This window comes from Thioclava sp. SK-1 (assembly GCF_001705665.1).
In the GTDB taxonomy this organism is placed as follows: Bacteria; Pseudomonadota; Alphaproteobacteria; order Rhodobacterales; family Rhodobacteraceae; genus Thioclava.
In genome coordinates this window covers 26,528-38,501 of record NZ_MDHA01000068.1, presented here as the reverse complement: position 1 = coordinate 38,501, position 11,974 = coordinate 26,528, and the positions used below count along the sequence as shown (strand labels likewise).

Annotated in this window: 11 protein-coding genes; 1 reads left to right on the top strand and 10 read right to left on the bottom strand. The window is 56.4% G+C overall.

Annotated elements, in window-relative coordinates; all coding sequences use genetic code 11:
- Nucleotides 1–193 precede the first annotated feature (193 nt).
- The 5 genes from BFP70_RS15915 to BFP70_RS15895 form a co-directional block, all read right to left on the bottom strand.
- Nucleotides 194–991 (bottom strand): NAD(P)-dependent oxidoreductase, encoded by a 798-nt coding sequence (locus BFP70_RS15915; protein ID WP_066012638.1) that lies wholly within the window; start codon nt 989–991, stop codon nt 194–196.
- A 4-nt stretch (nt 992–995) separates the two neighbouring features.
- Nucleotides 996–2,273, bottom strand: a complete 1,278-nt coding sequence (locus BFP70_RS15910; protein ID WP_066012637.1) for a TRAP transporter large permease — start codon at nt 2,271–2,273, stop codon at nt 996–998.
- Nucleotide 2,274: 1 nt separating this feature from the next.
- Nucleotides 2,275–2,775, bottom strand: a complete 501-nt coding sequence (locus tag BFP70_RS15905; RefSeq protein ID WP_066012636.1) for a TRAP transporter small permease — start codon at nt 2,773–2,775, stop codon at nt 2,275–2,277.
- A 46-nt stretch (nt 2,776–2,821) separates the two neighbouring features.
- Nucleotides 2,822–3,811 (bottom strand): TRAP transporter substrate-binding protein, encoded by a 990-nt coding sequence (locus BFP70_RS15900; protein ID WP_255356750.1) that lies wholly within the window; start codon nt 3,809–3,811, stop codon nt 2,822–2,824.
- A gap of 216 nt (nt 3,812–4,027) precedes the next feature.
- Nucleotides 4,028–4,942 (bottom strand): LysR substrate-binding domain-containing protein, encoded by a 915-nt coding sequence (locus BFP70_RS15895; protein WP_066012634.1) that lies wholly within the window; start codon nt 4,940–4,942, stop codon nt 4,028–4,030.
- Between the two features lie 98 nt (nt 4,943–5,040).
- Between BFP70_RS15895 and pobA the strand changes: the two genes are divergently transcribed.
- Complete coding sequence (pobA, locus tag BFP70_RS15890) at nt 5,041–6,210, top strand: 4-hydroxybenzoate 3-monooxygenase (RefSeq protein WP_066012633.1); 1,170 nt, start codon at nt 5,041–5,043, stop codon at nt 6,208–6,210.
- A 37-nt stretch (nt 6,211–6,247) separates the two neighbouring features.
- Here pobA and BFP70_RS15885 read toward each other — a convergent pair whose 3' ends face one another.
- The 5 genes from BFP70_RS15885 to BFP70_RS15865 form a co-directional block, all read right to left on the bottom strand.
- Entirely contained in the window at nt 6,248–7,210 is a 963-nt protein-coding gene (locus BFP70_RS15885) for a bile acid:sodium symporter family protein (protein ID WP_066012632.1), read from the bottom strand.
- A 96-nt stretch (nt 7,211–7,306) separates the two neighbouring features.
- On the bottom strand, nt 7,307–8,896 hold the full coding sequence (locus BFP70_RS15880; protein ID WP_066012631.1) for a gamma-glutamyltransferase family protein: 1,590 nt from the start codon (nt 8,894–8,896) through the stop codon (nt 7,307–7,309).
- On the bottom strand, nt 8,880–10,397 hold the full coding sequence (locus tag BFP70_RS15875; RefSeq protein WP_066012630.1) for a tripartite tricarboxylate transporter permease: 1,518 nt from the start codon (nt 10,395–10,397) through the stop codon (nt 8,880–8,882). The genes BFP70_RS15880 and BFP70_RS15875 overlap by 17 nt, the downstream gene beginning before the upstream one ends.
- A gap of 1 nt (nt 10,398) precedes the next feature.
- Complete coding sequence (locus BFP70_RS15870; protein WP_255356749.1) at nt 10,399–10,914, bottom strand: tripartite tricarboxylate transporter TctB family protein; 516 nt, start codon at nt 10,912–10,914, stop codon at nt 10,399–10,401.
- Nucleotides 10,911–11,858 (bottom strand): tripartite tricarboxylate transporter substrate binding protein, encoded by a 948-nt coding sequence (locus tag BFP70_RS15865; protein WP_066012629.1) that lies wholly within the window; start codon nt 11,856–11,858, stop codon nt 10,911–10,913. Before BFP70_RS15865 ends, BFP70_RS15870 begins: the two co-directional genes overlap by 4 nt.
- Nucleotides 11,859–11,974 lie beyond the last annotated feature (116 nt).

Here is an 11,974-nt window from a genome sequence, read left to right as displayed (position 1 = left end):
CCAAAACGCATCTTCGGCCGCCTGCACCGCGCGATCCACAAGATCAACCGTGCCCACGCTGAAATCATGGCTGGGCCCATGCGCCGGGCTCGACGCAAAAAACGCCGTCCCTGAAACCCAATCGCCCGCAATCAAATGCTGACCATGCGGCGTGAATGTCAATTGTCCGTCCATCGTGTCTCTCCTTAGCGTATTAGCTTTGGTGAATAGGTTCATCGGTGAAAACACCGCCCTGATAGGTTGCGACCGCATCATTGCGGTTAGGGCGCGGCACCGTTTTGGCAATCTGTTCGGCATAGGCCTGCGCATTGTCGCGCGGCACCCAGCCCAAAAACGCAGCATGAGAATTATCCCACCAACCCGCGTCATTCGCCGATTGCCCCCACACAACGGTGCAACCCAGACGGGGCGCTGTAAAGGCGGCCATGATCAATGACACGAAATCTTCATGACTGAACCATGTTGATAACATGCGGTAATTCTCAGGGGCTGGCGTGCAGGACCCGATCCGAACCAACGCGCTTTCTTGGCCAAATTTATCGTGATAAAGGCTTGCGACCGCCTCTCCAAATATCTTGGACACACCATAAAGGCTATCTGGGCGGAACGGATCGGTATGGGACAGACGCTGATCTTGGGTATAAAACCCAATCGTGTGGTTCGAGCTGGCAAAGATGATCCGCGGCAGGCCGTGCATTCGCGCCGCCTCATAGAGATTATAGACGCCGCGCAGATTTGCAGATTCGATCAGATCAAAGCTTTTCTCAACCGAGATCCCACCAAGATGCACGATGGCATCACAGCCTTCGACCAATGCATCGACCGCCGCACCATCGGCCAAGTCACACAGGACAATTTCTTCACCCGGCGCCGCCACGCCCAGATCGGTAATATCGGACAGACGCAGCATTTTTGCATGGGGTTTCAGCTTTTGGCGCAACACAGCACCCAACTGCCCTGCCGCCCCAGTGATCAAAATACGGTTCAACATCAGATCACTCCATCATATTTGGCAAGAACATGGAAAACGCGGGCACATAGGTCACCAGCAGCAGCGCCACCAAGATCGCGCCGTAAAACGGCAAGATGGATTTGACCGCATTCTCCATCCGTACACCGCCAACAACACAGCCCACGAACAAACAGGCCCCTACTGGAGGGGTGCATAACCCAAGCCCAAGGTTCATCATCATAATTACGCCGAACTGTATAGGATCCATGCCCAAATTGACCGCCACCGGCAAGAAGATCGGTGTACAGATCAAGATCAGCGCGGCCATATCCATGATCATGCCAAGCACCAACAAGATCAGGTTCAACAGCAGCAAGATAACGATCGGATTGTCCGAGATCCCGGTGACCGCGGTCGCCAAAAGCTCTGGCACGCGATACAACGTCAACAGGTAAGAAAAGGCCGATGCCGTCGCCACCAATAACATCACCAGCGCCGTGGTCCGCACCGAGGTGGCAACCGCCAGCTTAAATTTGGCCCAGGTCAGTTCACGGTAGACAAAGATTGTCACCAGCACCGCCCAGATGGCACCAAATGCACCTGATTCCGTCACCGTCATCACACCAGACAGCACTCCGCCCACGACGATGATCGCTGTCATCAGCCCCGGCAATGCGGTCACGAAAGAATATCCAAGCGCGCCCCAGCCCGGAAATTGTTCGGCCGGGTAGCCACGGCGCACGGCCACGACCCAAGCGACCACGCCAAGGCACAGACACATCAAAACCCCCGGCACCACACCGGCAATAAACAGTTTAGACACCGAAATGCCGCCAGCGGCCACCGCATATAGGATCATGTTATGTGACGGCGGAATGACCACACCCGCCACCGAGGAAGTGACCGTGACATTCACCGCGTAATCGGGGTCATAGCCCTTTTCCTTCATCACCGGAATCAAGATTGAACCAAGCGCCGAAGTATCGGCCACAGCAGAGCCGGAAATACCGCCAAACAGCATCGAAGACGCCACGTTGACAATACCCAGCCCACCGCGCATCGATCCAACGGCAGAGGACGCAAGCCGGACCAAACGCCCGGCGATCCCGCCATGCATCATCAGCTCTCCGGCGAAGATAAAGAACGGAATGGCCAGCAGTGAAAACACTGAAATACCTGACAAAACCCGCTGAAACCCGATAAACAGCGGCAGGCCTTCATAAATAAAGCCACCAACCGCAGCAAGGCCAAGCGCGAAAGCCACCGGCATCCCACAGATCAGACCAAGGGCAAATAACCCAAAAAGTAAAGACAACCCCATGTCAGCCACGGCCCTTTGCGGTTTGATACATTTGATACAGGGTGAATACAGCGCTTAAGGCACCGCAAATCGCCATAGGAACGGCGCGCAGCCCCTCGGACACGCCCAGCATGGGCACGGTACGCGGCCATGTGTTTGATGCCAGGATCGCGCCTTGCCAGCCAAGGCACAGCGAAAAGGCCAAAACGCCAAACATCGCAAGCCATGTCATGACAATGGCGACCGGGCGCGGAAAGGCGTCACGCAGGAAATCAACAGCTAGATGCGATCGGCCCCATACACCCGCAGCGGCGCCCAAAAAGGTAATCCACACCACCAGCAGCAGGGCCAATTGCTCCACCCAGGTTGGCGTGTCATTCATCACATAGCGACCCCAGACCAGCCAACCAAAAATGACGATCAAGGTCACCAGACCCGTTCCGGCAATCACCACACAGATCTGCGAAATAAGATCAAGCAGGCGATACACGGCCCCTGCCCCAGCCTGAGGTTGCAACGTCATAATGACACTCCGAAAGACCCGCCCCGCTGCCGGGGCGGGCGTAAGATCAGTTGACGGCCTGAATGTCGCGGATCAGAGTTTCGAGATCAGGATTAGCAGCAATGAAATCAGCATAAACCGGCTCCATCGCATCCTGGAATGCTTTGGCATCCTGGACCTCATTCACGGCGACACCGCTGGCGATCACATCCGCTTTTGATTGATCGGACCGCTCGGCCCATAGCTCTCGCTGGGTTTTGGCCGCCGCAATTGCCGCTTCTGTCACCAGTGCTTTATCCGCATCGGACACTTTATCCCACACGCGGGTCGACACGCAGATACATTCCGGGATGATCAGGTGGTTGGTGATCGAATAAAACTTCGCCACTTCATAGTGGTTGGAGCTTTCAAAGGACGGGTAATTGTTTTCCGCCCCATCGATTACGCCCGTCTTCAGGGATTGATAGACCTCTCCATATGCCATTGGCGTGGCATTTCCACCCAGCTTGTCCACCATCTGAACATACAGGTCATTGTTCATAACGCGGAATTTCAAACCAGCCATATCGGCAGGGGTTTCAATCGGGCGTTTGGTATTATAGAAGCTGCGCGATCCGCTATCCATCCAGGACAATGCAACAAGCCCCTGCTCGGACAGCGCATCCGAGAATTGCTGGCCGATATCGCCATCCATCACCTTATGCATGTGATCGACATCGCGGAAAATGAACGGCAAAGACAGCACATTGGTCGCTGGAACGATCTCACCCATCGGTCCCATATTGAAATTGCCGACCGCGATGGCACCCGCACGCACCTGTTCAATCGCATCAGGCTGCGAGCCCAAAACACCATTGGCGTAGACGGTTGGTTCAATCCGGCCTTCGGTCGCCGTCGTCACATCGCTGGCGAATTGCTCCAGCGCGGTGACATTGGGATAGCCCTCCGGGTGAATGGCCCATGTGCGCCATGCCTCAGCCTGAGCAACCCCTGCGAAACCCGCACTGATCACAGCTGCCGATGCCGCCATACGGAATGTCTTTGTAAAGTGACGCAAAACGATGTCCTCCCTCTCGATGCGTATCTTTGTCGGCTTGGGTTATCGCAAATTCATATGATAAGTGTCAATCATCTTGTATGATGAAATCAAATTCCACCGCGAATTGATTAAAAAATAAAGGGTTATCTGTATTTTAGGCACCAAGGCACATATCGTGACGCTGCGCGCGGCACGACGGCACGGTGAGTCACCTGTGTGATAAGCGCACGCGGATCAACCCGACGACTCGTCTGACAGGCAATCGCGCAAAATCGGCAGTAACAGGCGCGCGGTCAAAGTCTGATCTTCGCCTGCACGCGACATCAGGCCAATCGGACCAGCAGTAGAAGACATATCAATGCCCAACTGGATCAGATCACCGCGCGCGACATAGGGCGCCACCAGCCCCTGTGGCGCGATCCATAACGCCCCACCCTCCAAGGTGCGCGACAGACCAAAGGCGAACGAGCTTGTCTCAATCCGCATTGGAGGCAGCGGCACACCCGCGCTGACCAAGAACCGCCGCACAGCGGGCCGTATCGGATCTTCGGGTGGTGGGTAAATCACTGGCCAGTCTATGATTTTTTGCAATTCCGGACGATTTTGCAGCGCATGACCTGGGGCTGCGACAATTACCAATGCCTCAGTGTAAATCTGCGTGAAGCTTAAATCACCCATACTCTCGGGCGGACCTTGCAGCCCCAGAACCACATCCAACTGCCCGTCACGCAGCCGTGTCACCAAATCAGTATGTGCGCCCTCGACCAGGCTCAACCGCAAGTCTTTCGTGTCTTGCGCCACAGCGGCTGTAACCATCGGCATCACCCGCACCGCGACCGAGGCTTGCATACCAATTCGCAGATGCAATCCAGAATCATTGGCAAAATCCCCGATACCGCTGATCCCCCGCTCCAATGCCGATAATGTCGCATCGGCGAAGCTCAGGAAAAATGCACCCTGCGGGGTCAGCTCCACACCGCTACGGTCACGAACCAACAACCTGCAGCGGACGATATCCTCCAGCTCCGCCATCGTGCGTGAAATGGCGGGCTGCGTCAGGAACAGCTGCTTTGCCGCGTGTTTGAAACTGCGAAGACGACTAATGGCAACGAAAGCCTGAAGATGCCGAAGCTTGATCCGAGTGTTCATTGATTACCAATTTCGATATGTAATCTAATGAATAACTCATTTCCACAAATCCAATCAACATGAGAAAACCTTACCGGGAGAACACGGGAGGAAATCTTATGCGCACACAGGTCGCGATTATTGGCGGTGGTCCGTCCGGGCTTTTGCTGGGTCAATTACTGTATAAAAAGGGCATCGACGCCGTTATTTTAGAACGAAAGACCCGCGATTATGTTTTGGGACGGATCCGCGCTGGCGTGTTGGAACAGGGTTTGGTGCATCTGTTAGAGGAGGCTGGCGTGGCCGACCGCCTGCATGCAGAGGGGCATGAACATGACGGAACGGTTATCGTTCATGATCAAACTTCCTTCCGGGTCGACTTTCGCAAACAGACGGGCACGCCGGTTGTGGTCTATGGCCAAACCGAAGTCACCCGTGACTTGTATGATGCCCGTGAGGCCGCGAACCTGCCCACGGTATTTGAGGTAGAGAACGTAAAAATTCACGATGCCAAGGGGAACAGCCCCTATCTGACCTATCAGGTGAACGGCACCCCCAAACGGCTGGAATGTGAATTTATCGCCGGATGTGACGGGTTTCACGGCGTGTCGCGCCGCACCATCCCCGATGATGTGCGACAGGAATACGAAAAGGTCTATCCCTTCGGCTGGCTTGGTATTTTATCGCAAACACCACCGGTCGCGGATGAGCTGATCTACGCCAATTCGGACCGTGGGTTTGCGCTATGCTCTATGCGCAATGACCATCTTAGCCGCTATTATGTGCAATGCCCGATCACTGATACGGTCGAAGATTGGTCCGATGACCGCTTCTGGGAAGAGCTGAAACGGCGCCTGCCCTCAGAGATTGCGCAACAGATCATCACCGGCCCCTCGATTGAGAAATCCATCGCACCGCTGCGTTCATTCGTGACCGAGCCGATGCGCTGGGGCAATCTGTTCCTATGTGGAGATGCTGCGCATATCGTGCCGCCAACGGGTGCCAAAGGGCTGAACACCGCCGCCTCTGACGTGCATTACCTGTATCACGCATTGACAGAATTCTATCACACCGGCTCGCGTGAGGGGATCGACAGCTATTCGCAAAAAGCGCTGGACCGTGTGTGGAAAGCCGAGCGGTTCTCGTGGTGGTTCAGTTCATTGATGCATCGCTCCCCGGACCAGACACCGTTTGATCGCAAAATGCAGGCGGCGGAACTGGCCTTTTTGGCGCAAAGCGACGCGCAAAAGCAGGTGTTTGCCCAAAACTACGTCGGTCTGCCCTACTGATAATATGGCCTGGCCTACCCTGGGGTCAGGCCATCGTTCACGCCCGCGCCGCCGCCTTTTGCGACACAAAGGCACAGACCAGCAGCTGCGACATGTGATAGATCATCACTGGCAACACGATTGCCCCCACCTGATCCGGGGCGAAAAGCGCGGTGGCAATGGGCAGGCCACTGGCAAGGCTTTTAGTGGATCCGCAGTAAAACAGAACCGCGCGATCAGTCTGTGGCAGGGCACATATCCGTCCTGCCCCCACCATCAGCCCCATCGACAGCGCCAAGAACACCAAGACCACAGCAAAAAGCGCCAACAGGCTGACCAGCGGTATCGCCGCCCACAGGCCCGACACGGTGCCTGCGCTGAAGGCGGAGTATACGATCAACAGGATCGATCCACGGTCCACAACCATCGTCAGAACCTTATGGCGCTTGACAAAGCCCCCAACCCAAGGCCGCAAAATTTGGCCGATGACAAAGGGCAAAAGGATCTGCACGCCGATCTTGGTGATCGCGCCAAGACTGACACCGCCATCACCTTGATGGAGCAACAGCGCGACCAAAGCCGGGGTCAATGCAACGCCGATCAGGTTGGACACCGATGCCGCACATATCGCGGCCGGCACATTCCCCCCCGCAATAGAGGTAAAGGCGATCGATGATTGCACCGTTGATGGCAGAACCGATAAAAACAGCAAACCCAGCGTGACGCTTGCGCCCAAAACCGGGCCGAACACAGCAGCCAGGATCATCCCCAGCACGGGAAACATCAGATAGGTCGCGCCAAAGGTCAGCCCTTGCAGCCGCCAATTCATCAACCCTGCGCGCACCGCTGTGGGATCCAGCTTGGCACCATATAGGAAGAACAACAACGATACGGCCCAAAAGGTAACATATCGCAACCCCTCCGCCGCCACGCCCTGCGCGGGCAGGGCAATTCCGGCGGCAACCGTCGCCAAAAGCAGCAGCATATAGGTATCAATACCGATACGTTTTAAACAGTGCATATCTTATCCTGACCTTGCCCCCGTCGCTGACAGCCGTCCGTAAAAGGGGAAATCTGGCGCGGGGTTTTCCGGCCACCGCGCCACATATGTTATGATTTAGAACCCGGCGGCCTGTCCGTCTTTACGCGGATCAGATCCGGCAGCATAACCGCCATCGGGCAGGCGCGCCACAAGCTGCGCCCCCCCAAACCCAAAGGCATTATCGGGTGCTTCGATCTTGACCTGATGGCCCAGCCCTTCCAGACCCGCCAGCACCTCCGGTGCCATTGACGGTTCACAGGCAACCTCTAACCCCTCAACCATACGCCAGCGCGGCGCATCTGCGGCGGTTTGCGGATCCTGATCCCACAGCTGCGTGCGCAGCAGCAACTGCATATGGCCCTGTGCCTGAATCGGCCCGCCCATCATACCAAAAGCCATCAGCGGCGCGCCCCCCTTCATCGCAAAGCCCGGAATGATTGTATGGAACGGCCGCTTCCCCGGCGCGACCTGGTTGGGATGCCCCTGTTCGGTCGTAAAACCAAACCCACGGTTTTGCATCGACACACCCGTGCCCGGCACCACAACGCCAGAGCCAAACCCGGCGTAGTTCGACTGAATAAAGCTGACCATCATGCCCTGCGCATCTGCCGCGCTTAGCAACACCGTGCCACCGTGTTTGGGCGCACCCGCACCGAAATCTTGTGCACGCGTCGGATCAATCAGTGCCGCGCGCGATTTCAGATAGGCAGGGTCCAACAATGCCGCATCGTCTACATCGGTCATATGATCGCGATCGGCCACGTAAGCATGCAAATCGCGGTAGGCCAGTTTGATCGCCTCGATTTGTAAATGCACAGCTGCCAGATCGTCTGGACCATAATCGCGGATAGACGTGTGCTGCAAAATCCCAAGCGCCATAAGCGCCGCAATCCCCTGACCATTGGGCGGGATTTCATGCAGCGCGACATCGTCGAAGCTCTGGCTGATCGTTCCACACCATTCGTTGCGGTGGGCTGCCAGATCTTTCAGCGTCATTGCACCGCCATTGGCTTTGGCAAAGGCCACAATTTCTTGCGCGATTTCCCCCTCATAGAAGGCGCGGCCCTTGGTTTCGGCAATGGCACGCAAGGTGCGCGCCGCACCGGGATTGCGAAACCGCTCGCCAGGCTTGGGGGGCTGCCCCCCTGGCATGAAGGTTTCGGCAAACCCGGGCTGGTCCTTTAGCACAGCTGCACCTTTGGCCCATGCGGTACCCACAACCGGCGACACAATGAACCCGTCTTCCGCATAGCGGATCGCCGGGGCCAAAACCGTCGTCAGCCCCAAACGGCCAAATCGTTCTGACAGATCCACCCAGGCGCTGACCACACCGGGCACCGTCACTGCATCCCAGCCATGTTGCGGCATGCCGTCGGGGAAACGCTCCGGTGTCCATGCGGCAGGCGCCCGGCCCGACGCATTCAATCCGTGCAATTCTTTTCCATCCCATAGGATGCAAAATGCATCCGACCCAAGGCCGCAGCCTGTGGGCTCCACAATGGTCAAAACGGCCGCTGTCGCGATGGCGGCATCCACGGCATTCCCGCCTTGCTGTAAGATGGACAAACCTGCCTGCGTTGCCAATGGCTGAGAAGTAGCAACCACATTTTGTGCCAAAACAGGCGAACGCCGCGAGGGGTAAACAGGATCATGACGCAGCTGCATCGGACGACCTTTCGGATAATTTACGAGATTTCAAATGGCTCCGGATTGCCCAAACAATGGATATCACTGCGGCAATCAAGAAAATCAGGCTGATCGGGCGGGTAAAAAACAATGACGGATCGTCATTTGTCATCAGCGCCCTGCGTAGATTGGTTTCCGCTATTGGCCCCAAGATGACGCCCAAAACCAATGGTGCCAAAGAATAGCTAAGCGCGCGCAGCGCATAGCCAGCAATGCCGATAAAGATCAGCAAGTATAAATCCGTCACACGGTTATTGAGCGCGAATGTCCCGACCACACAGCAGGTCATGACAACGGGAACGATCAGCCATTTAGGCACCTCGGTCACGCGCAAGAACAACCGCATAGAACAGACCGCCACAACCAGCATCATCAAGGACGCTACCGCCATGGCGATAAACATCCCATAGACCAGATCGCCGTGATCCAAGATCAGGCGCGGCCCAACAGAAATACCATGCACCATCAAGGATGCCATCAAGATAGCATCCACCGCAGATCCAGGAATACCCAACCCAATCAATGGGATAAGGCCACCTCCGGCGGTTGCGGAATTGCCTGCTTCAGACGCAACAATTCCGTCGACCTCGCCAGTGCCGAAACGTTCGGGATGTTTCGATCCGCGCTTGGCCTGATCATAGGCCACCAGATTGGCGATGGATCCGCCCGCACCCGGAAGCGCCCCGATCAAAACGCCCACCATTGACGAACGCAGCAGATTGAGCGGGCGCATCAGCACCTCTTTCATCACGGCCCATGTCTGAAAATCGATCGCCCCGGTCACCAGCGGATTTCCAGACCGCACTGTATCAGCGTTTTCAACCTCTGACACCAGTTGGGATATCGCAAAAATCCCAATCAATACGACCAGAAACGGCAGCCCGGTTTGCAACATTTCAATGCCGAAATCAAAGCGCGGTCGCCCCATGATCGGATCCGTGCCCACCGTCGAGATGGCCAGCCCGATCAACCCGGCCAACATGCCCCGGATCACCGAAGAACCCACAAGGCTGGCCACGATCGTCAATGCAAAGACGATCAGTGAGAAATATTCCCACGGTCCCAGACGGACGGCAAACAGGGCCAGCGGCGGCGCGGCGAAAATCAGAACGACGGTCGAGATCAACGTCCCAAAGAAAGACGCCCACACGCCGATTGACAGCGCCCGACCGGGCTGGCCATTGCGCGCCATAGGAAAGGCGTCAAAGGTTGTGGCAACCGAAGAAGGCGTTCCGGGAATCCCCAGCAAAGCGGCAGATATCAGCCCCCCCGTATAGCCGCCGACATAGACCGACAGCATCACGGCAATGCCCTGCAATGGCTCCATCGTGAAAGTCAGCGGCAGCGTCAGCACAATGGCCATCGTGACGGTAAAGCCGGGAATGGCCGCAGCCACGATCCCAGCCACCGATCCAAACAGCATATAGATCAGCGTCGCAAACGTGAAAATCTGCGCGGCGCCGGTCATGAAATCAGACATATCAGAACACTCCGCGCGGTAAGAAGACGGTAAAAACCTCGGCGAATAACCAGTTCAGGCCGAAGGAAAACACCACAGCCACCACGGCGGCCAAGGCAATGGATGGCATGCGGCGCGGCATCAAAATGACCTGAAGGCCGAAGATGAATACAAAGCTCGCGATCGAGAAGCCAAGCACAGGGATCGCCAGCAAATATGCGCTAAGTGCACCAAGGCAGATAAACACCAGATAGCAGCGGCGCGCCCAGCCCCATGCATCGCACAGAAAACGTCCATAGGCGGGGCCAGAAATTTTGCGCAGCGCGTCAATGATGGCCACGATAGACATAAGGGCAATCGCCGCGAACACGATTTTCGGAAACGCCCCCGCACCCAGTTTTTCAAACCGAGATGCCGGGATGGCGCCTGCGGCACAAAACAGCCCGACCGCCCCCAGCAAAATCACTACATAGCTAAGAAGACGGGCAATTTCGCCCGCCTCCTGTGCCTGCGTTTTGCTCACCTTAGCGTCGCTCACGGGGCCAGAACCCCTGACAATTCGGTGACGGTCTTGTCCAGCTTGGTCAAATATGCGCGGTAAGCGTCTTGACCACGAAAGGCCACATCAGCGCCGGCATTATTGGTTTGCTGAATATATGTCGGGTCTTTCGCCAGCACTTCCAGCGCGGCCTCCATCGTATCACGCACCTCTTGCGGCGCGCCTTTGGGCATTACGATCCCGCGCGTGACGTTCAGCTCCAGATCCTGGCCCAATTCCGTAAATGTCGGCACGTCTGGCTCTGCCGCAACGCGCTCGGTCGCCCCGACCGCCAAGAAGGTCAGATCGCCATTATCAACGAATTGCTTGGCCGAACTGATATCGCCAATCGCAGCATCCAGATTGCCACCCACCAACGCGCGAATGCGTTCGCCCGTGCCCTCATACCCGACATATTTGAATGTCAGACCAAAGGCTTTTTCAATCATGGCCGCGTGCAAATGCGGCACACCGCCCAGCGTTACACCCATCGAAATTTCGCCCGGATGCGCCTTGGCATAGCTGACAAATTCGTCAAAATTGCTGTAGTTTTCGTTACGACCAACGACAAGATATTGCGGCGATGCGGTCATCAACGCGATTGGCTCGAAATCATCCCATGCCAGATCGGTGATCCCTGTCTCGGTCGCCACCAACAAGCCTTCGTGCACCTGACTGATCGTATAGCCATCGGCCTTGCGGCGCGACGCTTCGCGCAGGCCCACTGTGCCGCCTACGCCAGGCATATTGATCACCGGCATTTCCGTGCCCAAGAAGGGCTGCACATTATTAGCGATCAACCGCATCAATGTATCCGAACCGCCACCGGGCGACCACGGTACAATAAATTCAACCGGGTGATCGGGATAGGTATCGGCCGTCGCAGGTGCCGCGATCAATGTGGCCGCGGCGAAAAGGGCAGCAAGGCCCGTGCGCAATGTCATAGAAGACTCCCTGTGAAGAAGACGCGACAGTTTAGCCGTCGCTTTGATTTCCTGTCGACAATATCACAAGTTTAACCCAGACAAAGCGCGCAATTATTGCCATTAAGTTTAGTATA